The sequence below is a fragment of the Bacillus sp. FSL K6-3459 genome, assembly GCF_038003305.1.
Classification (GTDB): Bacteria; Bacillota; Bacilli; order Bacillales; family Bacillaceae; genus Bacillus; species Bacillus pumilus_O.
On the sequence record NZ_JBBOOW010000001.1, the window covers coordinates 1,317,481 to 1,331,507 of the forward strand.

The window sequence follows — 14,027 nt, forward strand, 5'->3', positions numbered from 1 at the left end:
AGATCCTGATGAATCGTAAATATCTACCCGCCAGTCTTCTAATGATGACCCTGCTTCTATTGCTTATAGGTAGCGAGGCTGAAGCGAAAGAGCCCGTTATGGCGCCAAGGATAGAGGCTCCTGCATTAACTGGTGAAACGCAGATGATTCCGCCAAAAGGAAAAAAGACCATTTTGCATTTTTGGACAACATGGTGCCCGTCCTGCAAAATGGAGCTGCCTATATTTGATCAGATCGTGAAGGAAAATCAGAGTGATATTGATATCTTAACGGTGAATTTACTAGGTGCTGAACAAAGCAAACATGCGGTTGCCCAATTTGTGAAAGATAGAAAATTTACATTCCCGGTCATACTAGATGAGCGAGGGGACATGATGAAGAAATACCAAATCATCACCATACCGACTACCTTTTTAATAAATGAAAAAGGAGAAATAGTGAAAAATCATGTAGGTCCACTGACGAAAAAACAAATCAACGAGTGGATGAATTATTAGAACGAAACATTATGAAGAACCAAGGTTTCCTTTGGTTCTTTTTTGTGTTCAATTGCTTTTCATCTGAATAAACTGTGCTCAGAAGAGATGGAATGATCCACACCAATAATGATAATTATTATCAAGAAGAAATTATAATAATTATTAATTGAAAATTGATCAGAACCTGTTATAATGAATAACAGACCTATAAAAAGCTTGAAATAGCAGAAAATATAGATGAAAAAAGGAAACGGCAACGATTGATGATGTGAAAATCATTATCAATTAGAGAGGAGAAAGCAATCGTGAATGAGAATGTAGCACTTGATCAAACAACAAATAAAAAGGAATCGAAATGGTCCCTTCATCAATGGGCACAGCACGGAGAATTAATAGCAGCAGGTATCGCGGGGATTCTCATTTTGGTTGGATGGATGTTAAAGGATGAAAGTATGTGGAGTATTCCTTTATTTATCCTTGCGTTTATTATTGGAGGTTTTGCAAAGGCGAAGGAAGGAATTGAAGAAACCATTTCGTCTAAAAGCTTGAATGTAGAACTTTTAATGATTTTCGCAGCCGTAGGCTCAGCAATCATTGGCTATTGGGCAGAGGGCGCAATCTTAATTTTTATTTTCTCACTAAGTGGTGCACTTGAAACGTATACATCTAATAAAAGCAAGAAGGATTTAACAGCTTTAATGAGCTTTGCACCAGATGAAGCGACTTTAATTAAAGAAGATGGCACGACCATTCAAATCGCTGCTTCATCATTAACACCAGGTGATCGTATCATGATCAAAGCTGGGGAACGTATTGCTGCAGATGGTGTGATTTTAAGCGGAAGAACAAGTGTAGATGAATCTGCACTCACGGGTGAGTCTGTGCCACAGGAAAAAGGGCAAGGCGAAGATGTGTTTGCAGGAACAGTGAACTTAAACGGTTCTTTAACAGTAGAAGTCACCAAACATAATGAAGAAACGCTTTTCCATAAAATGATTAAACTTGTCGAATCGGCTCAAGAAAGTGTATCACCAAGCCAGGCATTTATTGAAAAATTCGAAGGAGCATATGTAAAAGGTGTACTGATCACCGTTGCGGTTTTAATGGTGCTGCCTCACTTTGTACTAGGCTGGAGTATGAGTGAAACCTTCTACCGTGCCATGGTGTTTATGGTTGTAGCCTCACCTTGTGCGCTTGTAGCATCTATAATGCCAGCTGCTTTGTCACTGATCTCAAACGGTGCAAGAAACGGAATGCTTGTCAAAGGAAGCGTCTTTTTAGAAAAGCTAGGCACAAGCAGCATGATTGCTTTTGACAAAACGGGGACGATTACAAGCGGAAAGCCAGCTGTAGAGCAGGTGGTGATTGCTAAAGGGCAAGAGGAAGTGGCTTTTTATCAGGCGCTTTATCAAATTGAAAGTCAATCAAACCATCCATTAGCGAAAGCGATATGTGATATGGCACAAGAGCAACAAATAGAAAGAGCAGCTCATGTCACCATTGAAGAAACCTCTGGTTTTGGTGTAAAGGCACAATTGAATGGCGAAACGTGGCTGATTGGGAAGAAAGACTTTGCCGGCAAGGCTTCAATGGATCGCGAGTTTGAAGAGACTGGAGAGCAACTTTCTGAAAAAGGATATACAGTGGTGTATGTTCGAAAGGATCAAGAAGTCGTTGGGTGCCTTGGCCTTAAGGATCAAATTAGACCTGAAGCGAAGGAAATGATTCAAGAGCTGAATGATTTAGGGATCCAAACCGTCATGCTAACAGGAGATCAGCAAAAAACGGCTGAAGCCATTGCGCAGGAAGCCGGCATCCAAACAGTTGTCGCAGAGTGTCTGCCAGATGAAAAGGTCCATGAGGTCAATCAACTTAAAAAACAAGGGAACTCGATCATCATGGTAGGAGACGGAATCAATGATGCACCGGCACTTGCCACAGCAGATGTGGGGGTTGCGATGGGCGGGGGCACAGACGTGGCCTTAGAAACAGCAGATTTGATCTTAATGAAAAACAATTTAAATAACTTAACAAAGATGATCCGTCTTTCAAGAAAGATGAATCGAATCATTAAGCAAAATATTATTTTCTCATTAACGGTGATTTGCTTGTTAATTTGTGCGAACTTCTTACAAGTGCTTGATTTACCTTTTGGCGTCATCGGGCATGAAGGAAGTACGATTTTGGTCATTTTAAATGGACTGCGTCTGCTTCGTGCAGCTTAAGCAAATCATCAAAGCGCACTTGGCTTCTGCCAGTGCGCTTTTGTGCGAAATACAGCAAAAACTGATACAATAGATCAGTAGTAAAACGTGTGAGGAGGATGACGATGAACCGAATGAACAGCTTGTCTTCTTGGCTAAAGGAAAAAGACATTCAAGGTGCATTTATACATACAAAGGAAAATGTGTTCTATCTATCTGGATACTTCACAGAGCCGCATGAAAGAGTCATGGGGTTGTTTGTGTTTCAAGAGGCAGATCCATTTTTTATTTTGCCTAAAATGGAAGTTGAACAGGCGAAAAATGCTGGATGGTCAGGTGATATCATTGGATATGAAGACCATGAGGATCCATTTGATTTCATTCAGTCAGCAGTAGAAAAACGCGGTGTAAGAGCAACTCGACTTGCAATTGAAAAAGAGTCGATTCCGGTTCAAAGAGCAGAACAGCTGCAAGCTGCCACTGGGGCAGAAACTTTTGTCCGAGCAGAAGAAGAGCTCAATCAACTAAGGCTGATTAAAGATGAATCTGAAATTGCTACACTGAAAAAAGCCGCTCAATTGGCAGATGAAGGGATCAAAATTGGGGTGAACGCCTTAAAAGAAGGAGTCACCGAAACAGAAGTGCTCGCTGTCATTGAATATGAGCTAAAGAAAAAAGGCATTCAAGGCATGTCCTTTTCGACGATGGTTCTCTTTGGCGAAAAATCAGGAGAACCTCATGGAAATCCAGGGCAGGTAGCTTTAAAAAAAGGCGACTTCGTGTTATTTGACCTTGGTGTCATTGTTGATGGATACTGCTCAGACATTACAAGAACATTCATCTATCAGGAAGCCTCTGATCAACAAAAAGACATCTATCAAACCGTCCTGAAGGCAGAAATGGCGGCACTTGAAATGAGTAAACCGGGCGTGAGAATTGGCGACCTGGACTTAAAAGCACGCGGGCTGATCACAGATGCTGGATATGGAGACTATTTCCCTCACCGCCTTGGACATGGCCTAGGGGTGTCTGTTCATGAGTTTCCTTCAATGAGCCAGGCAAATGATGATCTTCTAAAAGAAGGCATGGTGTATACGATCGAACCGGGAATCTATGTTCCAGGAGTCGGCGGCGTCAGAATTGAAGATGATGTACTGATCACAGCGGATGGTCCAGTCACTTTAACCAATTATCCGAAAGAGCTGACGATCATCAAGTAATAAAAAAATCACGATGAACGTCCATATCTTGGAAGTGTCATCGTGATTTTTTGTCACTCTTCTCGATCCTTATCAACAAAAAAATCATCAATTGATTGAAACGGTTTGATTTTATGTTCTTTTCCTAAAGGATGTAGTGCAAAACGAGCAGAAAACAAAACAGTCATACATAATATGATCCATATGATGAAACCCATCTTGAATTCCCCTTTCCATCCAGTGATTTGTTCAGCTCACATACATCTTAAAGTATGAAACGCTTACCATATCAAGAGAAAGTAGGAGAAAAAATGGCAAACATAAGGGAGATTGCAAAAAGAGCGGGCGTATCTGTGACAACTGTATCACGTGTGTTGAATCATCATCCTTATGTCAAAGAAGAAAAACGAGAACGTGTTCTTGATGCGATGAAAGAGCTCAAATACACGAGAAACATTCAGGCTGTCCATTTAGCAAAGGGCTATTCAAATATGCTGGGCATCGTTCTCCCAACGATTGAACACTCTTATTTCAGCGGACTTGTCTCGGGTATTGCAGAAAAAGCACAGGCGAGCGGTATGCATTTTGCTTTATTTCAAACGGGGTATGATCCATTAAAAGAAAAAGAAGCATTAATGAGTTTAAAAGAACGCCGAGTGGACGGTTTAATATTTTGTTCAAATGCGTTAAGTGATCGGCACATTCTAAAGTGGCAGGAATCTGGGCCGATTATATTTTGTCATCCCACGCCGCATGATACATGCTCAACCGTGTCGATTGCGCATGACCAAGCATTTAAAGAAGGCCTGCATCATTTGGCAGCATGCGGCCATCAACGAATTGCGATTGTTCTTGCCAGAATAGAAGGGGCGAATAGCGAGTCGCGCCTTCAAGCTTATCAAGACATGATGCAATCGCTTGGGCAGGCCATTGATGAGGAATGGATCATCGAAGGGAAGCTATCACTTCTTGATGGAAAACGATTGTTTGCAGAATGGCAGGAAATGAAAAATCGCCCTACGGCATTATTCATTACAAATGACGATGTCTCTGCAGGCTTTTTATTACAGGCGCAGCGTCATGACTTAAAAGCGGGAGAATCCCCAGCCATACTGAGCTTTCAATATAACCAATTAAGTGAGGCTTTGGGCATTTCCAGCATTGATATTCCGCTGAAACGAATGGGGCAGGAAGCGTTTGACTTGTTTGGCCTGGCCATAAAGGGGGAGGCACCAGAGAAAAGAATGCTGCCATTTCGCCTAATCGAACGATCAACTACCGTTTTCAAAACAATTCGTTGACGCACGTTTCATCTGTTTTGTACGATAAGAGGGATTGAATAAGAAGGAGGTGGGGATGTTCATGGAATCCTTCACCGTTGATAAAGCGTTAAATAATAATGTCATCATCGCAAGACACCCTTCTTTGGGCGAAGTAGTTCTGATAGGGAAAGGAATCGGCTTCGGAAAAAAATCGGGTGATGCTCTCGATCAAGGTACATTTGAAAAAATGTTTGTCCTTAAAAATACAAAGGAACAAACAGAGTATAAACAGCTGCTTCACCACATTGATGAGAACATGATCGAGCTTGCCAATGATGTTATTTATCATATACGAGAAAAAATGGGGCACCGTTTGAATGAGCATATTCATATTGCCCTGACTGACCATATTGCTTTTAGTTTTAAGCGAGTGCAGCAAGGATATGATATCACCAATCCCTTTATGCTTGAGACGAAGTCGCTGTATCCGAAAGAATACGAGGTCGCAAAGGAAGTCGTTGAGCTAATTAACAAACGCCCTGATGTCGAAACAAAGCTGCCAGAAGGAGAGATTGGTTTTATTGCGCTCCATATTCACTCAGCTTTAACGAATCGACCATTATCTGAGGTGAATCGTCATTCGCAGCTCATCACACAAATGGTCCAAGTCATAGAAGATTCATTTCATATGAAAGTAGACAGAGAAAGTATTCATTATTTACGCTTATTGCGCCATATTACGTTTTCGATTGAGCGTATTAAACGGGAAGAATCTTTAGAGGAGCCAGAAAAATTGCTTCATCTATTGAAAAATGAATATCCTTTATGCTACAATACTGCTTGGAAAATGATCAAAATATTACAACATGCATTGAAAAAGCCTGTACAGGATGCAGAGGCTGTCTACCTGACACTTCATCTGTACAGATTGACAAATAAAATTTCATAGTTTCCTTGAAACGTGTAACTGATTCGATCAGGCATGAGTGACTTAAGGTAAATACAGGATAAGATCCTGTTATTTGCGCAACCTTATATCACCATGCCTTTTTTTGTGTTTGAAAGTGAAATGTAAACGGTTAACTATGAAATGTATGTCAAGGAGCGTCCCGCGTGTATGTTGTAAGCGAAAATAAAAGGAGGTTCAACTAGTGTTTAAATCACTTTTTGGTGTGTTGCAAAAAATTGGACGAGCACTTATGCTTCCAGTTGCGATCCTTCCTGCTGCTGGTATTTTACTAGCACTTGGGAATGCGATGCAAAATCCGCAGCTGATTGATGTAGCTCAATTTTTAAACAATGATACAATTCAGCTTGTTGCAAGCGTCATGGAAAATGCGGGGAACATTGTCTTCTCGAATCTTCCGCTCTTATTTGCTGTAGGGGTTGCCATCGGTCTTGCTAATGGAGACGGTGTGGCAGGGATTGCCGCAATTATCGGTTATCTTGTCATGAACGTAACAATGAGCGCTGTATTAATGGCCAATGGATCGATTCCATCCGATTCCATCAAATTGGCTAAGTTTTTTAAGGAAAGCCATCCAGCATATGTTAATATGCTCGGAATACCGACCTTGTCTACCGGTGTCTTCGGCGGGATTATTGTCGGGGTATTAGCGGCTTATATGTTTAATAAATTTTATAAAATTGAGCTCCCGCAATATCTTGGCTTCTTTGCTGGTAAGCGTTTTGTTCCAATCGTCACTTCTATTTCAGCACTTATTTTAGGGCTTTTGATGCTCGTCATTTGGCCGCCAATCCAAGGTGCACTGAACTCATTCTCAACAGGACTGCTTGCAGCGAATGAGCCGCTTGCTGCCTTTGTATTCGGTGTCATTGAACGCTCATTAATTCCGTTTGGGCTGCACCACATATTCTACGCGCCATTCTGGTATGAGTTCTTTAGCTATAAGAGCTTATCAGGAGATATTATCCGTGGTGATCAGCGTATCTTCATGGCACAGATCAAAGATGGTGTTCAGCTGACAGCTGGTACATTCATGACAGGGAAATATCCGTTCATGATGTTTGGTCTCCCAGCAGCAGCACTTGCGATTTACCATGAAGCAAAACCAAAGAATAAAAAGCTTGTCGCCGGAATTATGGGATCAGCAGCCCTGACTTCCTTCCTAACAGGGATTACTGAACCGCTTGAATTCTCATTCTTGTTTGTTGCACCAGTATTATTCGCAATCCACTGTGTATTTGCTGGATTATCCTTTATGATAATGGATATTCTAAACGTGAAAATCGGTATGACCTTCTCAGGAGGATTAATTGACTTCTTCTTATTCGGAATCTTGCCAAACAGAACCGCTTGGTGGCTTGTGATTCCAGTTGGTCTTGTGCTTGCTGCTATTTATTACTTCGGATTTAGATTTGCCATCCGCAAATTTAACCTGAAAACGCCAGGCCGTGAGGATGAAGCAGCTGACGGTGCAAGTAGTGATAAGTCTGAAAAGGGTAATGACTTACCTTATGAAATTCTTGAAGCAATGGGTGACCAAGAAAACATTAAACACCTAGATGCTTGTATTACGCGGTTGCGTGTTACTGTGAATGATCAGAAGAAAGTGGACAAGGATCGCTTGAAAAAGCTTGGTGCTTCAGGAGTTCTTGAAGTAGGAAACAACATTCAGGCCATCTTCGGACCACGCTCTGATAATTTAAAAACACAAATGCAAGACATCATTGCAGGCCGTACGCCTCGTCCAGCGAAAGACCCTTCTGCAAAAGAAGAAGTTAGCCAGCAGGTCGAAGAAGTCATTGCAAAACCGCTTCAAAACGAGCAAGGTGAAGAAATCTTTGTTTCACCAATTACAGGGGAGCTTCATCCGATTACAGATGTACCAGATCAAGTATTCTCAGGAAAGATGATGGGTGACGGTTTCGCCATCTTACCAACAGATGGAACGGTGGTTTCACCAGTGAAAGGGAAGATCTTAAATGTATTCCCAACGAAACACGCTATTGGCCTGCAATCTGATGGTGGACTTGAAATTTTGATCCACTTCGGTATTGATACGGTCAGCCTAAAAGGAGAAGGATTTGAAGCATTTGTACAAGAGGGAGATCAAGTAGAAATTGGTCAAAAACTCTTAGTGGTTGATATTGATAAAATTAAGTCTGAAGTACCATCTTTAATGACACCAATTGTATTTACCAACTTAAGTGAAGGACAATTTATTGACCTTCAAAAATCCGGTGAAATCAAAGCTGGTCAAGAAAACATCATGAAAATTTCAAAATAATTTTCATAACTGCCGTTCTTGTTAGATGACAAGCTCGGCAGTATGATATAATATTGTGGATGTATTAATTGTATAAAAAGGAGATTGATAAAAATGGCTCAACAAACATTCAAAGTAACTGCAGATTCTGGAATTCACGCACGTCCTGCAACAGTTCTCGTACAAACTGCTAGTAAATATGATGCTGATATCAACTTAGAATATAATGGTAAAACAGTGAACCTGAAATCTATTATGGGTGTAATGTCTCTAGGAATTGCGAAAGGTGCTACAATCACGATCTCTGCTTCTGGTTCTGATGAAAATGATGCACTTGCTGCGCTTAAAGACACAATGAAAAGTGAAGGCCTAGGCGAGTAATGCAACAACTGAAAGGAATCGGTGCTTCAGCAGGCGTTGCGATTGCAAAAGCATATCGTCTGGAAGAACCAGATTTAACAGTTCACCAAAAAGACATCAACGATCCAGAGACAGAAGTGAAGCGTTTTGAAGAAGCAATTCATGTTTCTAAACAAGAACTTGAAGCAATTAAAGAACATGCGCTAAAAGAACTTGGCCAAGACAAAGCAGATATCTTTTCTGCACACCTTCTTGTGTTAAGTGATCCAGAGCTGCTAAACCCAGTAAAGGATAAAATCAACTCTGATAAAGTAAATGCTGAATTTGCTTTAAAAGAAACAGCGACAATGTTTGTTACGATGTTCGAAGCAATGGACAATGAATACATGAAGGAACGTGCAGCGGATATTCGCGACGTAACAAAACGTGTAACTGGACATTTGCTAGGCGTTGACATTCCGAATCCAAGCATGATTTCTGAAGAAGTGGTCATCATTGCTGAAGATTTAACACCTTCTGATACTGCTCAGCTGAACAGACAATTTGTCAAAGGTTTTGCAACAGATATCGGCGGTCGTACTTCTCACTCAGCGATTATGGCAAGATCAATGGAGATTCCAGCCGTTGTTGGAACAAAAGAAGCAACAAAAACCGTGAAAAACAATGATCTGATCATTGTGGATGGTATTAGCGGAGACGTCATCATTCAGCCTTCTGAAGATGAAGTGAAAGCGTATCAAAAAAAGCATGAAGATTACTTAGCTCAAAAAGCGGAATGGGCGAAACTTGTTGATCAACCAACGGTCACAAAAGACGGCGTTCACGTAGAGCTAGCTGCTAATATCGGAACACCTGAAGATGTAAAAGGTGTACTTGAAAATGGCGGCGAAGCAGTCGGATTGTACCGTACCGAATTTTTATACATGGGCAGAGATCAGCTTCCTACAGAAGAAGAGCAGTTCGATGCGTATAAAACGGTTTTAGAGAAAATGGAAGGCAAAGCAGTGGTTGTCCGCACACTTGATATTGGTGGCGATAAAGAACTTCCTTACTTGCAGCTTCCAAAAGAAATGAACCCGTTCCTTGGCTATAGAGCGATCCGCCTTTGCCTTGAAGAACAGGAGATTTTTAGAACACAACTACGCGCCTTACTTCGTGCAAGTACATATGGAAACTTGAAAATCATGTTCCCTATGATCGCGACGTTATCAGAATTTAGAGAAGCAAAAGCTATTTTACTTGAAGAAAAAGAAGCATTGGTTGCCACTGGTACAGACGTTTCTGATTCCATTGAAATCGGAATGATGGTGGAAATTCCATCAACTGCTGTTATCGCAGACCAATTTGCAAAAGAAGTTGATTTCTTCAGTATTGGAACGAATGACTTGATTCAATACACAATGGCTGCTGATCGAATGAACGAACGAGTGTCTTATCTTTACCAGCCTTACAATCCAGCCATTTTACGTCTCATTACGCTTGTTATTGAAGCAGCGCATAAAGAAGGTAAATGGGTTGGCATGTGCGGTGAGATGGCAGGAGATGAAATCGCAATCCCTCTTCTACTTGGATTAGGATTAGATGAATTCTCAATGAGTGCAACATCTATTCTTCCAGCAAGAACACAGCTAAGAAAGCTTTCTAAGGAAGAAGCTGCATCATATAAAGAGCATATTTTATCACTTAGCACGACAGAAGAAGTGGTTGATTTCGTAAAGAAAACGTTTCAACATAACTAAGTGAATTCAAACCAGACAGTCACCCTGTCTGGTTTTTTTGTCGAATTTTATCATATTGGGTCATATCCGTCAGAGAGAAGGGCATTCTATAAGAAAAATGGAGGTGACCAGATTGCCTTTCTCAGACTATAAACCGGGTGATCAAGTATATGTGATTTATCGAAATCCGCATGCAGCAAACGTAGCACAAATCAAAGAAGCAGAAATTGTTTCACATCCATACAACGAAGAGGAGCTTGCCCTCTTTTTACTTGAAACGTACCATCCTTTAGCTCCAGATGATGCGGTCTTTCCCACATATGAAGAAGCAGAAGCTCTTTATCAAGATTTGTTTGAATAAGGGAGATTTTAGAAAGGATAAAAGCCATCCTGCACGGTTAAAGTAACGGTATGAAAACCTATAAGGTAAGGATGTGCTAAATATGATCAAACCTTTTGTGCCCCAGCTTGTGTACATTGAACCACGGGCGTTAGAGTACCCGTTAGGACGAGAGTTGAAGGAAAAGTTCGAGGGTATGGGGATTGAAATAAGAGAAACGACTTCACATAACCAAGTAAGAAATATTCCAGGTAAAAATGACTTACAAAAGTATCGTAATGCAAAATCAACGCTTGTCATTGGTGTGAGGAAAACGTTGAAGTTCGATACGTCTAAACCATCTGCGGAGTATGCGATCCCTTTTGCGACAGGCTGTATGGGACATTGTCATTATTGCTACCTGCAAACGACGATGGGAAGTAAGCCATACATTCGAACATATGTGAATGTTGAAGAAATATTAGATCAGGCGGAGCAGTACATGAACGAGCGTGCGCCAGATATCACAAGGTTTGAAGCTTCGTGTACGTCAGATATCGTCGGAATAGACCATTTGACACATACATTAAAAAGAGCAATTGAATACTTCGGTCAGACTGATCTTGGTAAGCTTCGTTTTGTGACCAAATTTCATCATGTCGATCATTTACTTGATGCAAAGCATAATGGCCGGACAAGATTCCGCTTTAGTATCAATGCGGATTATGTCATTAAATATTTCGAACCTGGTACATCACCGTTAGATCAGCGGATTGAAGCGGCTGTCAAGGTTGCAAAAGCAGGTTATCCGCTAGGCTTTATTATTGCCCCAATTTACATCCACGAAGGCTGGCAGGAAGGATATAAAGTTCTTTTTGAAAAACTAGATGCAGCCCTTCCTGAAGATGTAAGACGCGATATCACCTTCGAAATGATCCAGCATCGTTTTACAAAACCAGCGAAGCGTGTCATTCAAAAAAACTATCCGAAATCAAAATTAGAATTAGATGAAGAAAAAAGACGTTACAAGTGGGGTAGATATGGAATTGGGAAATATATCTATCAAAAAGATGAGGAACAAGAACTAAGACAGACGTTAGAATCATATATCGATCAGTACTTTCCGAATGCAAAAATTGAATATTTTACTTAAAGCAAGCCTGTATGGCTTGCTTTTTTCTATTTAAATTTTCTCACAACTATTGAATGCGGTATCAATTATGCCGATATATACAACAAGGTATGAAAGTAGGATATAGGGGTGTGAGGAGATGTTTAAGAAACTTCAAGTGAGAATAGCTGTTTTCATCTCAGTTATTTTAATTTTAACCGTTGTGGCAGTTCAAGTGGGTTCCAACTTGGTATTAACACCACTGATTGAACGAGATGCAAAAACGACCGCTACAGCAACGGCAGAAAGCATGAGAGATATTATTGCTCAAAAGCTTGATAATTACGGGGATACAATTTACAAACTGGCAACAAGTACGCTGACAGAAGATTTTGCCCAAAAGCAAACAAAACAGACATTAGCCTTTGAAAACGATGAACTAAAAGGCTTGCAAGAGCAGGATGAATTGATTTCACTTGCCTATATAGGAACAAGTGACGGCAAAATGTTTGCCTTCCCAGAATCTGATTTTGGTGAAGGATATGATCCAACAAAGAGAGATTGGTTTATCCATTCTGCTGAAAAGCCTGATGAAGTCATCTGGACAGATCCGTACATTGATAAAGCAACGAATGAAATGGTTGTCTCTGCCACCAAGGCAATTGTGCGAAATGGAAAGGTTGTTGGAGTGGCGGGACTTGATTTGAAGCTATCTTCCATTCAATCGTATATTAAGGAACAAAAGATTCCTTATATGGGGACTGCTTTCTTAGTTGATGGCAAAGGAACGATTTTGGCACATCCAACTGAACAAGGAAAAAACATATCAAAAGTTGCTTATGTAAAAAAAGCGGTCGACAATTCCGGAATTGATGATAAAAAAGAACTGACGGTTATTTCTAAAATCAAAGATGCAGACTGGACAATAGGTGTCAGCTTTGAGAAAAAGAAACTGCTTTGGATCACAGAACAAATGAATCAGACAAGCATCATTATTTCAATGATTGCCATTATTATTGCGATCATTCTCAGTTTCTTATTAGCAAGAAGCATTACAACGCCAATCAAGCGTCTGATCGAGCATGTGCGTAAGGTGTCTGAAGGTGATTTAACCAGCTCACTTGAAACGAAGTCTCAAGATGAAATTGGTCTCCTCACGAAAAGCTTTAATCAAATGATAGAGGACATCAGGGAGTTAATTGAAAAAGTGAAAGGGGCTTCAGATCAAGTTGTGACATCAACAGATGAAGTGACCCAAATTTCAAATGAAACCTTGCTGTCGAGCGAACAGATTGCAACTGCCATTCAAGAGGTGGCAACAGGGGCGTCTAAACAGGCATCAGATGCAGAAACGATTAATGAGAAATCAGAGCATTTGTATGAGAAAGTGCGCCATATGGGTGATCTTGCCTCACAAATGCAAACCAACTCAAAATCATCTGAAGATGCAAGCTATAAAGGGCTAGATGCACTTGGTGTGCTCGTCCAAAAATCAACAAAAGCGAGCGAAGAATCGAAAAAGGTAGAGCAAATGTTGCTCGACCTTGAGCATAAAACGAAAAATATTGAAAATGTTGTGACAGCGATCTCTCAAATCTCGGATCAAACGAATTTACTTGCCCTGAATGCAAGCATTGAAGCAGCGAGAGCTGGAGAAAGCGGAAGAGGTTTTGCTGTTGTTGCAGAAGAAGTCAGAAAGCTTGCTGAGCAATCTGCGCAATCAACTAAACATATTAGTGAAACCGTCAAACTCATTCAAGATGAATCGAAGAAGGCGGCTGAAGCGATGACAGTAGCAAGCAAGATGAATGAAGAACAAGGTGACGCCATTAATGCAACAGGCGAGGCACTGAGCAGCATCACAATGGAAATGCAGGCACTTGTCGGATCAATCGACAGTATTCATACACAGATCAATGAAATGACAGAAGAACAACAGAAGATGAGTGACTCTATTCAAAGCATTGCGGCAATTTCTGAAGAATCTGCGGCATCAGCCGAGGAAGTGCATGCGTCTACAGATGAACAAGTTCAGGCGTTGGAAAGAACGAAAACTTCGACTGAAATGCTGAACGAATCAAGCCAGGCGTTACGTCAGGCGGTTGACCGATTTAAGGTGTAGTCATGAAGAAAGGAACCTTGCGA

At 40.9% G+C, this 14,027-nt stretch carries 12 protein-coding genes; 11 read left to right on the forward strand and 1 reads right to left on the reverse strand.

What is annotated here, in order from left to right:
* Window positions 1–8: 8 nt before the first annotated feature.
* From stoA to MHI35_RS06530, 3 genes are all read left to right on the forward strand, one after another.
* A complete protein-coding gene (gene stoA / locus MHI35_RS06520) occupies window positions 9–497 on the forward strand; it encodes an endospore biogenesis thiol-disulfide oxidoreductase StoA (protein WP_335349795.1) in 489 nt (162 codons plus the stop codon).
* A 287-nt stretch (window positions 498–784) separates the two neighbouring features.
* Window positions 785–2,704, forward strand: coding sequence for a heavy metal translocating P-type ATPase (locus MHI35_RS06525; RefSeq protein ID WP_335349796.1), 1,920 nt, complete (start codon window positions 785–787; stop codon window positions 2,702–2,704).
* A 104-nt stretch (window positions 2,705–2,808) separates the two neighbouring features.
* Window positions 2,809–3,903 carry a M24 family metallopeptidase gene (locus MHI35_RS06530; RefSeq protein ID WP_335349797.1) on the forward strand — a complete coding sequence of 365 codons (1,095 nt, stop codon included), beginning with the start codon at window positions 2,809–2,811 and terminating at the stop codon, window positions 3,901–3,903.
* Window positions 3,904–3,956: 53 nt separating this feature from the next.
* On the opposite strand, the gene MHI35_RS06535 is transcribed toward MHI35_RS06530, so the two are convergent.
* Window positions 3,957–4,100, reverse strand: a complete 144-nt coding sequence (locus MHI35_RS06535; RefSeq protein ID WP_162842493.1) for a hypothetical protein — start codon at window positions 4,098–4,100, stop codon at window positions 3,957–3,959.
* Window positions 4,101–4,193: 93 nt separating this feature from the next.
* Here MHI35_RS06535 and MHI35_RS06540 point away from each other — a divergent pair, with 93 nt between their 5' ends.
* The 8 genes from MHI35_RS06540 to MHI35_RS06575 all read left to right on the forward strand — a co-directional run bounded on the left by MHI35_RS06540 (window position 4,194) and on the right by MHI35_RS06575 (window position 14,004).
* Window positions 4,194–5,183, forward strand: coding sequence for a LacI family DNA-binding transcriptional regulator (locus MHI35_RS06540; RefSeq protein ID WP_211063041.1), 990 nt, complete (start codon window positions 4,194–4,196; stop codon window positions 5,181–5,183).
* Between the two features lie 55 nt (window positions 5,184–5,238).
* On the forward strand, window positions 5,239–6,093 hold the full coding sequence (glcT, locus tag MHI35_RS06545; RefSeq protein ID WP_144522844.1) for a glucose PTS transporter transcription antiterminator GlcT: 855 nt from the start codon (window positions 5,239–5,241) through the stop codon (window positions 6,091–6,093).
* A 202-nt stretch (window positions 6,094–6,295) separates the two neighbouring features.
* Window positions 6,296–8,395: a glucose-specific PTS transporter subunit IIBC gene (gene ptsG / locus MHI35_RS06550; RefSeq protein ID WP_211063040.1), complete on the forward strand. Its 2,100-nt coding sequence runs from the start codon at window positions 6,296–6,298 to the stop codon at window positions 8,393–8,395.
* Between the two features lie 93 nt (window positions 8,396–8,488).
* Entirely contained in the window at window positions 8,489–8,755 is a 267-nt protein-coding gene (locus tag MHI35_RS06555) for a phosphocarrier protein HPr (protein ID WP_003211078.1), read from the forward strand.
* A complete protein-coding gene (gene ptsP, locus MHI35_RS06560) occupies window positions 8,755–10,473 on the forward strand; it encodes a phosphoenolpyruvate--protein phosphotransferase (RefSeq protein ID WP_335349798.1) in 1,719 nt (572 codons plus the stop codon). The genes MHI35_RS06555 and ptsP overlap by 1 nt, the downstream gene beginning before the upstream one ends.
* Before the next feature lie 97 nt (window positions 10,474–10,570).
* A complete protein-coding gene (locus MHI35_RS06565) occupies window positions 10,571–10,813 on the forward strand; it encodes a transcriptional regulator SplA domain-containing protein (RefSeq protein WP_044331928.1) in 243 nt (80 codons plus the stop codon).
* Window positions 10,814–10,895: 82 nt separating this feature from the next.
* Window positions 10,896–11,924 carry a spore photoproduct lyase gene (splB, locus tag MHI35_RS06570; RefSeq protein ID WP_335349799.1) on the forward strand — a complete coding sequence of 343 codons (1,029 nt, stop codon included), beginning with the start codon at window positions 10,896–10,898 and terminating at the stop codon, window positions 11,922–11,924.
* 118 nt (window positions 11,925–12,042) lie between these two features.
* Complete coding sequence (locus MHI35_RS06575) at window positions 12,043–14,004, forward strand: methyl-accepting chemotaxis protein (protein ID WP_335349800.1); 1,962 nt, start codon at window positions 12,043–12,045, stop codon at window positions 14,002–14,004.
* Window positions 14,005–14,027 lie beyond the last annotated feature (23 nt).

Coding starts and splice junctions, on each gene's coding strand:
- stoA (WP_335349795.1), top strand. CDS start 9: ATGAATCGTAAATATCTACCCGCCAGTCTTCTAATGATGACCCTGCTT.
- MHI35_RS06530 (WP_335349797.1), top strand. CDS start 2,809: ATGAACCGAATGAACAGCTTGTCTTCTTGGCTAAAGGAAAAAGACATT.
- MHI35_RS06535 (WP_162842493.1), bottom strand. CDS start 4,100: ATGGGTTTCATCATATGGATCATATTATGTATGACTGTTTTGTTTTCT.
- MHI35_RS06540 (WP_211063041.1), top strand. CDS start 4,194: ATGGCAAACATAAGGGAGATTGCAAAAAGAGCGGGCGTATCTGTGACA.
- glcT (WP_144522844.1), top strand. CDS start 5,239: ATGTTCATGGAATCCTTCACCGTTGATAAAGCGTTAAATAATAATGTC.
- MHI35_RS06555 (WP_003211078.1), top strand. CDS start 8,489: ATGGCTCAACAAACATTCAAAGTAACTGCAGATTCTGGAATTCACGCA.
- ptsP (WP_335349798.1), top strand. CDS start 8,755: ATGCAACAACTGAAAGGAATCGGTGCTTCAGCAGGCGTTGCGATTGCA.
- MHI35_RS06565 (WP_044331928.1), top strand. CDS start 10,571: ATGGAGGTGACCAGATTGCCTTTCTCAGACTATAAACCGGGTGATCAA.
- splB (WP_335349799.1), top strand. CDS start 10,896: ATGATCAAACCTTTTGTGCCCCAGCTTGTGTACATTGAACCACGGGCG.
- MHI35_RS06575 (WP_335349800.1), top strand. CDS start 12,043: ATGTTTAAGAAACTTCAAGTGAGAATAGCTGTTTTCATCTCAGTTATT.